Annotated in this window: 16 protein-coding genes; 8 read left to right on the top strand and 8 right to left on the bottom strand. The window is 63.8% G+C overall.

Annotated features, from left to right (window positions below):
* Nucleotides 1–22: 22 nt before the first annotated feature.
* Nucleotides 23–832 carry a helix-turn-helix transcriptional regulator gene (locus tag LZC95_41970; GenBank protein WXA93007.1) on the bottom strand — a complete coding sequence of 270 codons (810 nt, stop codon included), beginning with the start codon at nucleotides 830–832 and terminating at the stop codon, nucleotides 23–25.
* Nucleotides 833–934: 102 nt separating this feature from the next.
* Here LZC95_41970 and LZC95_41965 point away from each other — a divergent pair, with 102 nt between their 5' ends.
* Nucleotides 935–1,849 (top strand): alpha/beta hydrolase, encoded by a 915-nt coding sequence (locus LZC95_41965; GenBank protein ID WXA93006.1) that lies wholly within the window; start codon nucleotides 935–937, stop codon nucleotides 1,847–1,849.
* Between the two features lie 280 nt (nucleotides 1,850–2,129).
* The gene (locus LZC95_41960) at nucleotides 2,130–2,360 is read left to right on the top strand and encodes a hypothetical protein (protein WXA93005.1); all 231 of its coding nucleotides are present in this window, start codon (nucleotides 2,130–2,132) and stop codon (nucleotides 2,358–2,360) included.
* Between the two features lie 8 nt (nucleotides 2,361–2,368).
* On the opposite strand, the gene LZC95_41955 is transcribed toward LZC95_41960, so the two are convergent.
* From LZC95_41955 to LZC95_41940, 4 genes are read right to left on the bottom strand one after another with little or no spacing between them, the layout of a single operon-like run.
* Nucleotides 2,369–3,202: a PIG-L family deacetylase gene (locus LZC95_41955; protein ID WXA93004.1), complete on the bottom strand. Its 834-nt coding sequence runs from the start codon at nucleotides 3,200–3,202 to the stop codon at nucleotides 2,369–2,371.
* A gap of 40 nt (nucleotides 3,203–3,242) precedes the next feature.
* Entirely contained in the window at nucleotides 3,243–3,590 is a 348-nt protein-coding gene (locus LZC95_41950) for a DUF962 domain-containing protein (protein ID WXA93003.1), read from the bottom strand.
* Between the two features lie 41 nt (nucleotides 3,591–3,631).
* On the bottom strand, nucleotides 3,632–4,462 hold the full coding sequence (locus tag LZC95_41945) for a phosphodiesterase (protein WXA93002.1): 831 nt from the start codon (nucleotides 4,460–4,462) through the stop codon (nucleotides 3,632–3,634).
* 34 nt (nucleotides 4,463–4,496) lie between these two features.
* Nucleotides 4,497–5,915 (bottom strand): carotenoid oxygenase family protein, encoded by a 1,419-nt coding sequence (locus LZC95_41940; protein ID WXA93001.1) that lies wholly within the window; start codon nucleotides 5,913–5,915, stop codon nucleotides 4,497–4,499.
* Nucleotides 5,916–5,997: 82 nt separating this feature from the next.
* On the opposite strand from LZC95_41940, the gene LZC95_41935 reads away from it, so the two are divergent.
* Nucleotides 5,998–6,639, top strand: a complete 642-nt coding sequence (locus LZC95_41935) for a TetR/AcrR family transcriptional regulator (GenBank protein WXA93000.1) — start codon at nucleotides 5,998–6,000, stop codon at nucleotides 6,637–6,639.
* A 12-nt stretch (nucleotides 6,640–6,651) separates the two neighbouring features.
* Nucleotides 6,652–8,484, top strand: coding sequence for a 5'-nucleotidase C-terminal domain-containing protein (locus LZC95_41930; GenBank protein WXA92999.1), 1,833 nt, complete (start codon nucleotides 6,652–6,654; stop codon nucleotides 8,482–8,484).
* A 149-nt stretch (nucleotides 8,485–8,633) separates the two neighbouring features.
* Here the strand turns inward: LZC95_41930 and LZC95_41925 are convergent, their stop codons facing one another.
* The gene (locus tag LZC95_41925) at nucleotides 8,634–11,333 is read right to left on the bottom strand and encodes a M1 family metallopeptidase (protein WXA92998.1); all 2,700 of its coding nucleotides are present in this window, start codon (nucleotides 11,331–11,333) and stop codon (nucleotides 8,634–8,636) included.
* Between the two features lie 38 nt (nucleotides 11,334–11,371).
* On the bottom strand, nucleotides 11,372–12,133 hold the full coding sequence (locus LZC95_41920; GenBank protein WXA92997.1) for a class II aldolase/adducin family protein: 762 nt from the start codon (nucleotides 12,131–12,133) through the stop codon (nucleotides 11,372–11,374).
* A 127-nt stretch (nucleotides 12,134–12,260) separates the two neighbouring features.
* Here LZC95_41920 and LZC95_41915 point away from each other — a divergent pair, with 127 nt between their 5' ends.
* Both LZC95_41915 and LZC95_41910 read left to right on the top strand, forming a co-directional pair.
* Nucleotides 12,261–13,448 (top strand): DUF418 domain-containing protein, encoded by a 1,188-nt coding sequence (locus tag LZC95_41915; GenBank protein ID WXA92996.1) that lies wholly within the window; start codon nucleotides 12,261–12,263, stop codon nucleotides 13,446–13,448.
* 83 nt (nucleotides 13,449–13,531) lie between these two features.
* Entirely contained in the window at nucleotides 13,532–14,008 is a 477-nt protein-coding gene (locus LZC95_41910; GenBank protein WXA92995.1) for a hypothetical protein, read from the top strand.
* Here LZC95_41910 and LZC95_41905 read toward each other — a convergent pair.
* Entirely contained in the window at nucleotides 14,002–14,625 is a 624-nt protein-coding gene (locus LZC95_41905) for a TetR/AcrR family transcriptional regulator (protein ID WXA92994.1), read from the bottom strand. The genes LZC95_41910 and LZC95_41905 overlap by 7 nt on opposite strands.
* A gap of 125 nt (nucleotides 14,626–14,750) precedes the next feature.
* Here LZC95_41905 and LZC95_41900 point away from each other — a divergent pair, with 125 nt between their 5' ends.
* Together LZC95_41900 and LZC95_41895 are read left to right on the top strand one after the other, a co-directional pair.
* Nucleotides 14,751–15,353 (top strand): YceI family protein, encoded by a 603-nt coding sequence (locus tag LZC95_41900; GenBank protein WXA92993.1) that lies wholly within the window; start codon nucleotides 14,751–14,753, stop codon nucleotides 15,351–15,353.
* 137 nt (nucleotides 15,354–15,490) lie between these two features.
* Entirely contained in the window at nucleotides 15,491–16,297 is an 807-nt protein-coding gene (locus LZC95_41895; protein WXA92992.1) for an NUDIX domain-containing protein, read from the top strand.
* The last annotated feature ends 5 nt before the right edge of the window (nucleotides 16,298–16,302 follow it).

Genomic DNA, 16,302 nt, shown 5'->3' with positions numbered 1-16,302 from the left:
CACGATAGCAGCGCCGCTGCTTTTATGCGCGCGCAAGATCGGTGCAGAAGGCAGCCGTCCGGTCGTCGAATGGGAAGTAGCTCTCGATGACGATTTCATCGAGCAATACGTTCTGCGGGGCCTGAAACACCGTGATGGTCGTGAGAAACGCTAGCTCGGTGTCCCCGTGGCGCAATCGAAACACCACGATAGGCTCGCTCGGTGTGGAGAGATCTGGTTGGCGCCACTCCTTCGGGACGTGCGGATGGGCAAGCAGGGATTGCAACAACGCAGCGAGGCCCGCATCGTTCGGCCGTGCGAGCAGCTCGCGGTGGATGCGTGAAATGGCCTCGCGCGCGGTGCGCTCCCAATCGACGAGCACATGCTGCGCAATGTACGGCTCGAACATCAGCTTCACCAAGTTCAACCCGCCCGGCGAAACCGGCGCCGTATGCGCCAGAAAAAGGCCGAACAACCGACCGGCGCTTTCATTGACGCGGAGCACGTCGTACTGCCGGTTCAACACCATCAGCGGATACGGTTCCTGCTGCGCCGACATGCGCTCGATGGCTTGGGCGAGCGGCGGCGGAAGGCCTCCATCGAAGGCGGGCTCGGCGAAGGCATGCTCGAAACCCGCGGCGCGCAGCATGGCGTTTCGATCGCGCAACGACAGATCGAAGGTCTCGCCCAGGCGCAGCACCATATCCCGGCTCGGCTGCGCGCGTCCCGTTTCGAGAAAGCTCACGTGCCGGGCCGAAACGTTGGCGTGCAGGGCCAGATCGAGCTGGCTCCACCCGCGGCGTACGCGCCAATGGCGAAGAACCGCGGGGAAAAGTCCGATGTCGGGGCGCATGCGCCCAGCCTAGCGTCATCGCGTCAGGGCGTCGCTTACCTCGGCGGGTAATTGCCGCATCGGGACGAAGGTCGCATCGTCCCAGCACCGGAGGATGAAACCATGGCCGAGGAGCTGGGCGCAGTTTGCGCAACCCTGAAAAAAGGACCCCACGACGTCATCGACGTAGGGCATAGCCGCATTGCACACTGGCGTTTCGGGCGAGGGCCGGATCTGCTCTTCGTTCACGGATGGCCACTGCATGCCGCCACGTTTCGCCACTTGGTGCCTCGCCTCGCGGCGCGCTTCTCGTGTCACTTGATCGACCTGCCGGGGACCGGCCACACGACGTCCGAGTCGAATCCGCCCATCGGCTTGATGGAGCACGCCGAGACCGTGCGGCGGGTGGTGGACAAGCTCGGGCTCTCGCGCTTCGCCTACGTGGCGCACGACAGCGGCGGCAGCGCGGTGCGCCTTGCAGCGAAGGGCGACGCGCGGGTGGCGGGCATGGTGCTGGGCAACACCGAGATTCCCGGCCATCACCCATGGCTCATCGAGACGGCGATGAAAGGTTTGCGGATCGTCCCCGGGGCACTCCGCCTCTATGGGGCGTGCTTGCGCATGGAATGGTTTCGCAATTCGATGTGCGCATTCGGTTCGTTCTTCACCGATCCGCGCTCCATCGAGGGAGAGTTCCGCGAGTGGTTCGTTCAACCGATGCTCGATGCACACCCGGTGCTCGAGGGGCAGATGCGGTTGCTCCAGCGCTTCGACCCAAGGGTCGTCGACGACCTCGCGGAGGTGCATCGTCACCTCGAAGCGCCCACGCTCCTTATATGGGGTAGCCGGGATACGCTCTTTCCATTGGCCAAGGCGAAGGTCATGGCGGACCAATTCCGAGGGGGCGCTCAGTTGAAGGTGCTCCCCGACGCCGGTCTCTTGGGGCATGAGGATCGCGCGGAGGAGTTTCTCGGGCACGCCGAACCGTTCCTCTCGAGCTGCTTCGAGCGCCGTCGGACCGAACAGCTGGCAAGCTGATCATCCGCTCCAGCGCAACGGGTTACTCGTGTGAGCACATCGGATGCACTGAGGAGAGTAACCCTCCATGAACACTCCAAATCGCTTCTTCTCAGCAGCTCTTGCGGTTGCTGCGTTTGCGGCTGTTCGTTCCGCTCAAGCCGATCCTACCCCTCCTGCGGGTACCTCGGCCGCTGCGTCGAAGGCGGCGCACGCGACCGAGCCGAAGGAGATTCCGATCAGCGTTCGGATGGCGATCCTCCGCGAGGGCGTTCGCGACCTCGACACCCGGATGAAAGCCATGCGCACACGGGTCGAAAAGACGAATCCGCGCCAGCGAGGCGATTCTCCCCGCATCCTGGCGATGGTGGAGCAGCAACACGCGGCGCTTGCCCAGCGCCTCGCGATCCTGCAGGCCTCCGCCCCTGAAAATGGTGCCGACGAATCCGTGGTCCGTGAAATGGAAACCGCGTACGACGGCGCCGACAAGTTGCTCGCACGCGTCGAACGCTGGTTCCAGCCGCGCCGCTGAGTCGCTGTCTACGTCAACGCAGCCAGGGCTTCGCGCGCGAACTCGCGCCAGCGGGTGCCGGTCCAATCGAAGGGGAGACTCTCGTAGTGGAGCTTTCCTTCGTGCGGCGGCCGGGTGAAATCGTAGGAAGGTGCGCAGCGCAAGGGCTCGGCATCGGTGCCGAAGGGCTCCAGGATTTTCGTCTGTGTGCGGTACGCATCGAGCATGCGCCGCTTGCGCGCTCGGTGTTGCGCATCGAGCGCGCCATCGAGCCGCGCAGGACAGGGCGGCGGAGGCTCGCTCCGAAATGCGGCGGTGACCAAGGTGCCTTGCCGCGTGTGGTACGAGGACATTTCGGCCAGCGCGATGGGAAACGGCGATCGCGCGACGGCGGCATGCACCGCGAAGGCGGTGGCATCGTGATCCGGGTGACCGCCCTCGTAGGGATGGGTGACGACCACCGTGGTGCCGAGATCGGCAAAGTGCTCCTGGAGGGCGTGCGCGATTTCGGGCATGTGCAGGGTGGCCTCCTGATCGGCCACGCCGATCGCGGGCAGGAGCACGCCGTTGGGATCGACGTCGCCCGCGCGCAGTGCATCTTGAATTTCGACCCGGCGGATGGCGGCGGCCTCTTCGCGGGTGCGCTCGCGCAGCTCGTATCGAAGCGCCGCGTTGTGGGGCGCGCCGTCGGTGACATGGAGCACCTGGGCGCGCCAGCCCGCGTCGATCCATCCAGCGAGGGTCGCGCCGATGCCGATGGTCTCATCGTCCGGGTGGGCCGCCACGATCAACAGCGATGCCTTTGCGGGAAGGCGGGAGGCTTGGAGGGATTCGACCGCGCAGCGATGGGATGCCCGTAGCATACCGCATGGTGTACCGCACTTTCGATCCCGCTGCTTCGATCTATGTAGAATACAATGGTTGCAGCCTATCGACCTCGGCGGCCATTTTCCCCTGTACGGCCAAGCCCAGCATTTTGAAATCGGCACGCAGCGACCACAATGGATACTTGAAGGTCGCGGGGCGATTGCCCTCGATGAAGAAGTGACCGATCCACGCGGGGCCATAACCGACGACGGGGGTCGCCAAAAGCCACAATGGATTCATCGTGAGCGCGGCGGTGGCCACGGTGCCGATGACGAGCGTCGTCCCCACGTAATGCAGCGCGCGACAGCGTGGATCGCGGTGCTCGCCAACGTAATACGGCCAAAATTCTTCGAACGATTGAATCCGCTCCGAATCGGTCGCCATAGGTTCACCTCCCGAATCATTATCTATGGAAACGCAACCTGCTACATCTGAACAGCCCGCCCGGGGGCCGTTTCCTCCGCAATGATCACGTACGGCGTGCCGAAATCGCCGATGTAGCTCGTGTGGCTCACCAGCCCGAGCTCTTCGCTCCAGGTGTGAAGCAGGCACGCGGGCGGCTCGCTGATCACGGCAAGCCGGCCGCGCGCGCGAAGATCCAGCTCGACTTGATGCGCGGTGCTGGGGCACGTCATGGCCAAGGTGCCACCCACGCGGCGCGTGATGGGACGATGCAAATGCCCGCACACGATGCGCTCGACCTGCGGATGCTTGCGAACGACGTCGGCCATCGCCTCCATGCCGTCCAGGATCATCGTGTCCATTTGCTGCATGCCCGTGCGAAACGGCGGATGGTGCTGCATCACGATCGTCGGGCGCAAAGGCTCTTCGCCCAGCCGCGCATCGAGCCAGGCGAGGCGCTCGTTGCAGAGCAATCCCCCCGGCTCTCCCGGCAGATTGGTATCGAGTGCCACCACGCGCAGCGGGCCGAGATCGACGACGTAGTGCAGATATCCCTCGGCCGGAAAATAGCCGTGGTGCGCGAATGCTGCGCGCAAGTTTTCACGGTCGTCGTGGTTTCCGGCCACGAGGTAATACGGCGCCTTCAACGGTGCGAGCAGCGTGGCCAGGCGCGTGTACTCGGCGGCGCTGCCCGCGTCGACCAAATCGCCCGTGACGAGGATCGCATCGGGGCTCGGATCCAAGCGATTCAAGTGCTCGACGGCGCGCGCCAGGTGTTCCGCGGTATGGGCGTGCACGTCCATCGACGAGCCGGCGGCGCCGATGTGAAGGTCGCTGATCTGAGCCAACAGCATGCCGTCAGATTAGCAGAGCTTCTTGCCGGCGCGTTTACGATGGAAGGAAGGTCCCGTGGAGGCCCAAGGGGAGGGGGGTGCGGAATTCCGCTCGGGCGAGCACGTCGAGCGTGTCGGCGTCGAGGATGAACAGGGCCGAGGCGTGCTCGTGCGACCCCACCGCGAGCAGCACGCCTTCGCCGTCGCGCGTGCGGTCCGGCTTTCCCACGAACACGGGCTCGCCGAAGATCCACGGGGCCTCGTGGAATCTCCGCGCGGCGCCGGTGCGTGGATCGATGGCCACGATGTCGCCGGTCAGCACGCCTTGCTCGAGCCCCACGGCGGTCCCAAAAATGGTGCCCACCGGCCGGCCCTGGGCGCGTTCCGTGTCTGCCTGCGGGAACTCGAACTCCGTGTCGGAGAGTAGCTCGTTGCGCACGTGGCCGGTGCGCCGGTCGATCGACAGCCGCCGGAGTTTGGCGCGAAGCTCGGGAGGGCGCTGGAGAAGCGCGCGGGTCGACGCCGACTCGATGATTCGGACATCGTCGTAGCCGACGAGGTCGACGACCGTTGCCTCCGCCGTCTCGAACGCGTGCGCGACGTGAAAGACGAAAAAGGCCTCCGTCTCGTATTCGCGTGGTGTCTGCGCCGGACCGCCGGCGCGATCGATGAGCACGAGCCGCGTGCCGCGCTCCGGTTGCCAGCGGAAATGGTCGATGAAGCCCGCGTCGGACCAGAGCATGGTCAGCGGCTTCACCGTGAAGGGGTGCGCGATGACGATGCCGGTGCGCTCCGTCAAACCGAAGGAGTGCATATACGGCAGATTCGACGTCTTCCACGCGCCGAGGAGCTTTCGCGTGCGCGAGTCGGCATCGTGCGTGTAGAGCTTGATCACGGCCTGTTTGCCGAGGCTGTAGACGATGTTGGTGACGCCGTCGCTTCCGACGACGGGATGCGCCAGCATGATGCCCGAGCGACCGAGATCGTCGTGGTACGTGAGGCGTTTGCTCGCGCGGAGTGTGGCCCGGTCGAGCGCCCACTGATGGGGCGATTCGGTGAGCGCCACCAGATCGCTGCCCATGCGGACGACATTGACGTTGGTGTTGTCCGTGGCCCTCGGAATGGGGTTGAAGAGCCGTTGAAGGAAGCCACGACCATTGGGTGTCTTGAAATGCGCGGAGGCAACGCGCCCTCCGCGGGCGGCACGCGCCACTTCGCTTTCGAGGCGCGCCCAGCGCAAGGTCATCTCCGGGCCGCCCACGTCGATGCCGAAGACGAGGGCCACGGCATCGAAGAAATGGGCGGGCTCCCACGGCAGGCTGGCCCCGAACATGGGGGCGGTGCGCACCAAGGTGCCGCGCAGCCATTCGGGCAAGGTGCCCGTAACCCGGGCACGCGCGTATCCATCGTCTTCGCTCGGGCCGACGAAAGGGGCGCGTTTCGCAAGATCGGCGGCGGCACTCGTCGTGTTCATGTATGGCCTCCTCGAATCTAACCAAGTGTTAGATCGTATCTTACACTTGTCAAGATTGCCGCTTTGGGGCACAAATTTACGGGTGCCGCGCATCAAGAAGAAGGCCGCTGGGGCGTACCATCATGGCAACCTTCGCGAAGCCATCGTGGCGGCGGCGACGAAGATCGTGAACGACGAAGGTCCGCTCGAGCTGACCATTCGAAGCGTCGCCGTGCAGCTCGGGGTCACGCACGCGGCCGTGTACCATCACTTCGAGGATCGGACGGCCATCCTGGCTGCGGTGGCGGAGGCCGCGTTCGTGCAACTCGGCGAGGCCATCGCCTTGCGGCAGGCCGCCCTGGGCGAGACGGCGCTCGAGCGCTTTGCGGCGAGCGGGCTCGCGTACGTATCGTTCGCGGTGAAGCACCCGCGGCTCTACGGCGTCATGTTCGGGCCCGAGGCGGCCGAGCGCCATGCCTATCCGGCACTCGCGGAGGCGGCCGCGCGCGTGTTCGAGTTGCTGCGCGGCAGCATTGCCGCATCGCAGAAAGACGGCATGGTCGCCGAGGGCTCGCCGGACGAGCATGCGTTGTTCGCCTGGTCGGCGGTGCATGGCCTTGCATCGCTGATCGTCGGGCGGCAACTCGGGCAGTTGCAGCTCCCCACGGACGACCCCGAGCGGCTCGCCGAGGGGATCGTCCTTCGCGCCTTTACCGGGCTGGCCGCCAAGCCGGAATACCAGTAAGAGTCGCGATCGATGACGAAACAACACTGGCTCGGCTTCGGCCTCGCATTCGCCCTAGGTTTTACGCAGCTTCCCGCCTGTTCGAGCGACGAAACGCTGGTGCATTCGTTTCCAGATGCCGGCACGCCCGATGGCAACGCAGGTGATGCTTCTCCCGCGTCCGTTACGCTCACCATTTTGCAGACGACGGATCTGCATACCAATGTGATGCCCTGGGATTATTTCAGTGCCAAGGATGCGAAGACGCAGGGCCTGGCCAAAGTGGCGACGTTGGTGAAGCGTGAGCGCACGGAATGCAGCCTGCTGATCGACAGCGGCGACACCATTCAAGGCACGCCGCTCGGTACGTATTACGCGCTGAAGGACAACGCGCCGAAGCATCCGATGGCCGCGGCCATGGAGAGCTTGAAATACGATGCCATGGCGCTGGGCAATCACGAGTTCAATTACGGTTTGGGCGTGTTGAACAAGTTCATCGGCGAGGTGAACTTCCCCGTTCTCGGCGCCAACGTGCGTAAGACAGACGGCTCCGAGGCATTCAAGCCGTACGTCATCAAGGAAGTGTGCGGCGTCAAAGTCGGCATCTTGGGCATGGTCACGCCGGGGGTGACGACATGGGAGCGCCCGGAGAACATTCCCGGTCTGCGTTTCGACAATCCGCTCGATACGGCGAAGGTCTACGTACCGCAGCTGCGCGCGGCGGGTGCCGACGTGGTCGTTCTTTCGTTCCACAGTGGGCCGGACAAGCAGCCGCCCGGCAATGCCACGGATCCGGCGGTGTGGCTTACGGATTATTCGACGTGGACGGACCGGGGCAATCTCCCCAACGAGAACCTGGCGGTGCAAATTGCGCAGCAGGTGCCGGGCATCGACGTCATTCTGTCGGGGCACACGCACCAGCCGATTCCGAAGATGCTCATCGGCGACGTGATTCTCTCGCAGCCGAATCGGTGGGGAAGCCACCTGGGCAAGGTGACGATTGGCGCGAGCAAGGCGTCGGGCGCGTGGAAGGTCGTTTCGCGCGATTCGACGTTGGTGCCGGTCACCGAGGATCTGCCGGTCGACGAGACGGTGGCCGCCGCCGCGAAGAGCTACCACGAGACGACGCTGGCGTACGTCGATGCGAAGATTGGGACGTCGGCGGCCTTGTTCCCCAACGGTTTCCCGGCGCGTTACACGGACAGTGCGCTGGCGGACTTGATCAACATCGTGCAAGAGGAGGCCGCCGAGGCCAACGGGCACAAGGTCGACCTTTCGCTCGCCGCGGTGTTCTCGAACAACGGCGGCATCCCCCAGGGCGACGTCAAACTGCGCGATGCGTACAGCATTTACGTCTACGACAATACGCTCTACGTGATGGAAATCACGGGCGACATTCTGCGCAGGGCCTTGGAGAAGGACGCGCTTTACTTCACGACGCTCGACGCGAGCAAGCTGCCCGACCAGCCCGCGCAGTGCAAAGCGATGCCGAATGGCCCCGACTACAATTGGGATATCTACTCGAAAATCGAGTACACCATCGACGCGACGAAGCCCGAAGGGGCGCGGGTGACGAGTCTGAAATTCAATGGCAACGACGTGACGCCGACGCAAAAGTTCACCATCGCCATCAACAATTACCGCGGCGGTGGTGGCGGCGGTTACGACATGTTCAAAGAGGGGACCATCGTCTGGAAATCCGCCGATGGCGTGCGCGACTTCGTCGCCGACTACGTGACCCGCCTCGAGAAAAACAACGAAAAACTCGACCCCGCCAAAGTGAACACCTGCAACTTCAAATTGGTGCCCGACCTCTACACCAAGTACTTCAGCACCACCCCCGGCCCGACCAAGTGCTCTCCGTAATCAACGAAGTTTCGTAGAGGAAGAAGGAAACCGCCAAGACGCCAGGGTCGCCGAGGGAAACGGCAATAAACCAAATAAGGGTTTATTGTTGGTTCATCTGGCGATCCTGGCGCCTCTTTTGGCGTCCTGGCGGTTCCTTCTTCTGCAGGTCAGCGAACCGACTTCAAAAATGCCGCGATGCCGCTGTCGTTCTTTTCGCGTCGGGCGATGCACAGTGAGTCTTTTTCGAGAATGTTCTCCAGCATTTGTGGGCCGCCCTCGATTTGTTTGGCGCGCTCGGTGAAGAAGCGCACGTTTTCGTCGTGGTGGGGCTTGTCGCAGTGGACGGCGGCGGCGCGCAAAAGGATTGCGCCGACGCGGCCGGGCGTGTGCGGGGCCAGTTTGTCGAAGTTCTCTCGGACGAAGGTGTAGGCTTCGTCGCGGGCGCCGCGCTCGTAGAAGGCGCTCTCCAGTAGCTCGTGGCCGTCGCGCACTTCGATCTCGCCCGAGGTGAGCAGTCCCAGCGACTCCTTGATCAAGGCAGGATCGCGGAAGCTTCCCAGGGCGTGCACGAGGATGCTGCGATCGTTCCGATCGTGGGTTTCGCGCGCGGCCTGGCGAAGACGGTTCCACAGGTCTCGGTCTCCCGCATTGGCGGCGATGACCATCGTGGCCTCGAGCACCTCGGGGTCGATGGCCTTGTGATCGGTGAACCACTTCGACACGAGCTCGCGTGCCTTCTTGCGGATGGCCGGATCGTCCCCGGCCATGCCCACCTTCTGCAAAAGGCTGGAGCGCAGGAATCGTGTATCCGTATCGTCGCCCGAACGCGGCACCCAACCGAGCGCCTTGACCTTCGCCCCATAGAGCCCGCGGACGTATTTGGCATATTGCGCCGCTTGCTCCGGCCGCAAATCCGTGCGCCGCACTTGGTCGACGATTTCGAACGATGCCTCGATCGTGTGCCGGTCCGCATCTTTGAGCATGGCGGGAAGGAGCGCGAGCGCCTCGTCCACCCCGAGCATCCCATTATGCGTGAGCGCCGCCGTGTCGGAGATGAGCGCGATCTTCTCTCCGGCATCCAATTGCGGCCAGGCCTTCTTCACCAGCTTGGAAAGCGCCTCGGCCGTGTACCCGGTGCGGTAATAGCCCGTCGCATGCTCGTTGGGCATGACCCAATCCGGGCACTCACCCTCCAAAGTAAGCGCCGCGCGCGGTGTCTTCAGCAAGGTGCACACGCGCTCGGTGCCCTTGCTGGTTCCATATTTCGCGCAAACCGGTACGTCCCATCGCTGATCGGGATTCGCCGTGGAGCCGATCGGCATGTAACGCGATTGGGTGAGCAACAATTGCGGCGGGCTATCCTTTCCGCAAATTGGCTCCGCCGTGACCATTGGCAACCCGGATTGATCGATGAACGACTTGAACGCCGTCGCCACGTCCTGGCCCGCCTCGGCGCCGAACACGGAGAGAAAATCCTCCGTGGTGGCGTTCTTCCAGGCGAGTTCGCGCACGTAACGGCGAATCATCTTCTGGAACTTCTCGCGCCCGACGAAGTTCTCGAACATGCGAATGACGGACGAGCCCTTGAAATAGGTGATATCCGCCACGAAGGCGTTGAGCATGTCGTCGTTCGACGCAATGGGCTGGCGCACCCGCTTGCTGCTGGCCAGGGAATCCGTGCTCATGGCCCGCGAGCGGCCGCGCAACCTCACCAATTCGAAGTTCGACGAGGGATCCACGGCCTGTGCGACCTTCAGATCGAGCCAGGTCGTGAACGCCTCGTTGAGGTACGTGTCGTCCCACCAGGCCAGGGTGACGTAATCGCCAAACCAGTAGTGCCCGAGCTCGTGGCCTGCGATGTTCCAGTATTCCTGTTTGCGCGCGGGCGTCTCTTCGTCCGGCTTGATGAGCGTGAGCGGCTGCCCCACCGCCACCAGCCCGGGGTGCTCCATCGTACCGTCGTAGCGGGGCACCACCGCGACGTCGAGTTTGCCGTAGGGATACGGCATATCGAAATAGTCTTCCAGAATGCCCACCAGCTTCGGTGTAATCTCTTTGGCATACCGCGTTTCGGCGCCGCGGCCTTTGGGCACCACGAAACGCAGCGGCGTGCCATGGTTGCCCGCCGTGCCGGCATCGATCACGTCGAACGGACCCACCACCAGCGCCACCAGGTAACTCGGCAGCGGCTTGCTCTCCTCGAAGACCACGGTCTTCATGCCATCCGGAGCAGGTGTTTCCGATTGCACCTTCGCGTTGGCGAGCGCCACGTGTTCCTTTTTGACGTGGAACGTGAGCTTCCACGGCACCTTGTACGATGGCTCGTCGAAACAAGGGAACGCGTGCCTCGCGTCGATGGGCTCGAACTCGCTGTACAGGTACCAATCGCCGGTGTTCTCTTTGACGCGGTAAAGGCCGGTCTGGCCTTTGTCGTCCACGTGCGCCTCGTACGCCACCGTGAGGCGTGCGGCGCCAGGTCCGATGGGCCGATCGAAGGCGAACCCCACGAAGTCGTCGCCACCCGGAATGACGCGCGCCGTTTCCGTTTGGCCGGAGAAGACCGCCTTGGCCTCACGTATGCGCAGATTCCGAGCATTGAGCCATACGATCTGCGTCGCTTCCCTGACGCTGAGATCGATTCCGATGACACCCGAGAATCCCTCTTTGGAGGGATCCAATGTCAGGTCCAAATCGTACCGAAGCGGCCGTGCATAGTCGGGCAACCGCAGGGCGGGCGGTGCGCCGGGCAGGATGGCTTTGGACGAAGTCGGGTAAACGGAAGCGGGCGCGACTGTCTTCGATTGGCAGGCGCCTACCGCTGTCGCGATCAAGGCGCACGCCGCCAACGCAATGCTTCGATTCTTCATGCGAGTTACGACAAAGGAACTACCGCGCGCGGTTTCCGTCAATCGGAATAACCGGGATTTCGACGATCCAATTTGCGCAGTAGACCAGGCCACGCGATGCCGCCGCCCAGTCCGCGGGTCACCTGCTGGACGGCTTGCTGGATGCCATCGAGAATGGGCTGCGCAATGGGAATCAATTCCCGGCCGCCGGCGAGGGCGCGCACTTGGATCATGCAGGCGGCCTCGAACACGTACATGAAGAGGAAGGCGTCCGCGACGGTGGGGGCGACCGTCAGCAGACCGTGGTTGCGGAGCATGAGAAAATTTTTCGTGCCCAGGTCCCTGACGAGGCGCGGCTTCTCGTCGTCGCGCAGCGCGAGGCCCTCGTAATCGTGATACGCGAGCGACGCCAAGACGAAGAGCGACTGCTGCGAAATCGGCAGCACTCCGTCCTTCTGCGCGGACACGGCCACACCGTTGAGCGAGTGCGTATGCATGACGCAGAGCGCATCTTCGCGCGCCGCATGGATGCAGCTATGGATGGTGAACCCCGCAGGGTTGATGTCGTAAGGGGAGTCCATCACCTTATGGCCGTCGAGCGAGATCTTGACCAAGGACGATGCGGTAATTTCGTCGAAGGTCATCCCGTACGGGTTGATGAGGAAATGGTGTTCCGGCCCGGGCACCCGGGCGGTGAGGTGGGTGAACACCAGATCGTCCCACCCGTAAAGGGCCACCAGCCGGTACGCGGCGGCAAGATCGACGCGCTGCTTCCACTCCTCGGGACTCACCTGGCTCTTGACGGACTCGCGTGTGCTCATGCGTTCCAATGGACCACCATCGTCCGCCGAGTGCCATGTTCTCCGCGGGCATAGAGCATTTCTATGTATATGGCTTGGATCTTTCGATTGGTTCGATGATTGGTGGGAACCCATACTGCCCACCGAGATGAATCCGCAGAGACTACGCATCGACGAAATCGACGTCATTCGAGGGCTGGCGCTGCTCGGTGTTTTGACGATGAATCTGGCCGAGGCTTTTCGCGTGCCTTATTGGGGCATTCACCCGGAGAGCCATGGAGGCGCACTCGATCGCGCCGTAGCCTTCGCGGGCACCGCGTTCGTGTCGGGAAAGGCCTTCACGCTGTTTTCGATTCTATTTGGGGTGGGGCTTTCCATCTTTTTCGAGCGGGCGAGCGCGCGGCATCCCCATGCCATGCGGCTTTTGGCGCGGCGCCTCGTCGTGCTGCTCGCGTTTGGCTCGGCCCACATGTTCTTGCTGTGGCACGGCGATATCCTCATGTCGTATGCGCTCATCGGGATGCTCGCGCTGCCCTTTCTTCGGGCCCGCACCCGCGTCGTCATTGGCGTCGCGGTGGCGTGTTTCGTCGCGGGGCCGTTCCTCCGCGCATGGCCATGGTTGCGCGAGGCACTGAACAGCCGCATTCCGGGCCATTACGAAGAAGCGCTTCGCGTCTATGGAACGGGTAGCTACGGCGAGATTCTGCGGTTCCGGATGCACGAGTTCGTGCACCTCGTCGTGCGCGTTTACGGCCATGTCTGGCCGCGCGAACTCGGCAACATGCTCGTGGGCATTCTCATTTGGCGCTCGGGCGTCTTCTCGAAACTCGCCTCGGTCGCCATCCGGCGGGTGCTCTGGCGCATTGCGGGCGGCGGCATCGCCGTGGGCTCCGCTGCGTCGCTCTACCTGGCGTGGCACGCGCCGATTTCCAGCGTGGGGCCGCGCACGCTCGTGCATGGGATCACCATGCTGGTCTTCGCCCTGGGCTACGGGGCCGCGCTGCTCTTGCTCTTGGGGCACGCGCGATGGCGAGAGCGGCTCTCGCATGCCGCACCCATCGGGCGCATGGCATTCACGAATTACCTGACGCAGACCATGGTCTTCACCACCGTCTTTTACGGGTACGGCCTGGGGTGGCTCGGTCAGATGGGGTATGCGATCGCCGTCGCGATCGGCGTCCTCTTCTACGTGCTCCAAGGTGTCCTGAGCGCCGTGTGGCTGCGGCACTTTGCCTTCGGCCCGTTCGAATGGGCCTGGCGCAGTCTGACCTACGGCGAGTGGCAGCCCTTGCGCCGCGCCCGCCGTGCGTGCACGCCGGGCACGGCCCTGACGTGAACGCGCATTCACGCTGCCTTGCAGAAATCGGCGAGAATTTAGGCGGTACGTGCGGGAGCGCTATTTGCACTTAGAATGGCATCATGGTTCGAGCATCTGCCATTGGTCTTACGGTTGCCGCACTCGCGCTGCTTGTGACGGCGACGGGCTGCGCCGAGACGTATCAGCAGCCCGTGCAGCCCACCGTTCAGGGTCGTGCGAGTCTGATGGCCATCCCGCCGAGCGAGCCCGTGCCCTTCACCGAGCCGCCGCCCCCGGTCGCGTACAATCCGCCGCCGGTACAAGCACCGGCGCCGACCACGAATCAGGCGCCCACCGCACAAGCCGGCCCGCTGCCTCCGTTGCCGTCGCAGGCGCCTCGCTACCAGCCGCCGCCGCCCCCCCCGCCGAAGGTCGTGTACCGGAGTTACCCCGTCTATTACGGCGGCGACTATTACTACTACCGCCCGCGCACCACCTTCTCGGTCGGCTTCTCCTCGGGCCCCGGCTACTACGGCTACCGGCACTGGCACCATCGACCGTACGTCGGGTGGGGCGTGGGTTGGGGCTGGGGCTACTGACAGTTCAAGAGCCGCTGCCAGACGCCGAGCACCTGCGTGTGCAGCGCATCGCGTCCGCCGGTCAGCTCCATTTGCCGGAGCAGCAGTTGCGCGCCCAAGCCGGATAAAATAAGCTCCGCGGTGATGCCGACGTTGCCCGGCTGAATGGCCCCCGCGTCGGCGGCGCGCTGGATGCGGCGCACGAGTTCGCGCACCCGCCACGCATAGACGGGGGCCTGGAATCGGTCCTTTCGCGAAAACGATTCCGCCTCGGCGAGCAGGACAGCGTTGTCCGCGTGGAAGGCGAAGAGCGCGTCGAGGAACACGCTGAGGCGCTCGAGGGCGGTTGCCGACTTGGGTAGGCCGAAGTCGGCGAGCACGTTCTCTTGCAGCGTGCGCTCGTTCTCGTCGAGCAGCGCCAGGCACAAGGTGCTTCGGTCGACGAAGCGGCGGAAGACCGTGCCCTTGCCCACGCCGGCCGCGCGCGCGACGTCCTCCATGCAAATCGATTCGATGGGGCGCTTGGCCAGGAGCTTGCGCGTCGCGGTCAGGATTCGCACGCGGTTTCGCGCAGCATCGGCCCGCTCGGCGATGGGCTCGGAACGCCCCTGGATCGGCAGCGAGACGCGCTTCGTCATCGAACGGAAGGATGGGGCAATCGGCAATTCGTGTCGAGGTCTTGACGAAACGGACCCAGGTCCGCATAACCTCGACCGCAAACCGGACTCGGGTCCGGATTGTCCTACTTAGGAGGGATGACGCCGTGAAGATTGGAAAACTCTTTTCGAAGACCGTGGCCGTGCTCCTGATTGCCGCCGCCCCCGCCACCGTGTTTGCTGCCGATTGGGACGTCGACGCAGGGCATAGCCGCGTCGGTTTCGGCGTCAAACACATGCTGGTGTCGACCACCCGCGGCACCTTCTCCCGCTTCGCGGGCTCGGTGGCCATCGACGACGCCGACATCACGAAGTCGCGCGTCCACATCGACATCGAGGCAAACTCGATCAACACCGACAACGCGAAGCGCGACGATCATCTCAAGTCGCCGGACTTCCTCGACGTGGGCAAATTCCCGAAGATCGTCTTCGATTCGACCAAGGTCGAAAAGGTGGGCAGCGATCGCCTCAACGTGACCGGCAACCTCACCATCAAGGGCGTCACCCGTTCGGTGATCCTCAGCGTCAGCGGCCTCACCCCCGAGGTGAAAGATCCCTGGGGCGGTATCCGCCGCGCCGCGCAGGCCACGACGAAGATCAATCGCAAGGACTTCGGCATGACCTGGAACAAAGCCATCGAGGGTGGCGGTGTCGTCGTGAGCGACGAGGTTCAGATCGATCTTGAGGTGGAATTGACGAAGAAGAAGTAGCCTCTCTCCCCCGTGCCCGTGCCCGTGCCCGTGCCCGTGCCCGTGCCCGGTGCCTCTGCCCGTCGCCCCGAGGAGTGATCGGGCACGGGCACGGGACCTTGACTTATATTCGGGTCGCATATATGTTCTTTGCATATATGGCGGCTGGAGCAGACAGAAGTACCAAAAAAGCGGGCTCCTCGGAGCCCGCCGCCGCCGAAACAGCTGAGGAGGCCGCCTTTTTGGAGCGGTACGACCCGGCGGAGTTCGAGCGGCCTTCCGTCACCGTGGACGTGGTGCTGCTCACCGTTCGCGATGGCGAGTTGTACACGCTGGTGATTCAGCGGGCCGAGCCGCCGGCCAAAGGGCGTTGGGCAATGCCGGGTGGGTTCGTGCGCATTCGCGAGCCGCTCGAGGACGCTGCCCATCGGGTCCTGCGGACGAAGTGCTCGCTCGAGAACGTCTACGTCGAGCAACTTTGCACCTTTGGCGAGCCGGATCGCGATCCGCGCATGCGCGTCATCTCCGTGGGGTACTTTGCGCTCGTCGATGCGCGCCGATTCGATCGTGCGTGCCAGGCGCAAAGCGGTAAGCGCCACGTCACCATGGCGCGTGTCGTCGTTCCATGGAATGGCGAGACCGGTGGCGACGTGCACCTCGTCGATGCCCAAGGCGAATCGCTCCCGCTCGCGTTCGACCACGCGGATATCCTTTCCGTCGCGGTGAAACGTATTCGCGGCAAGCTCGATTACTCGCCCATTGGGTTCCAGCTCTTGCCGGAGCGCTTTACCCTGCTCGCGCTCCAGGGCGTGCACGAAACCGTGCTCGGTCGAAAGTTGAACAAAGATTCCTTTCGCCGCCGCATGCTGTCATCGGGGGAGCTCGTCGCCACGGGCGAAATGCAAAGCGGCGTTGATCATAGGCCGGCCGAACTTTATCGATTTCTCAAACGATCCGCGATTTGAGGCGT

It is taken from the genome of Sorangiineae bacterium MSr12523 (genome assembly GCA_037157775.1).
Classification (GTDB): domain Bacteria; phylum Myxococcota_A; class Polyangia; order Polyangiales; family Polyangiaceae; genus Pendulispora; species Pendulispora brunnea.
The sequence above is the reverse complement of the archived record's forward strand: the minus strand, read 5'-3'. Positions and strand labels throughout refer to the sequence as shown.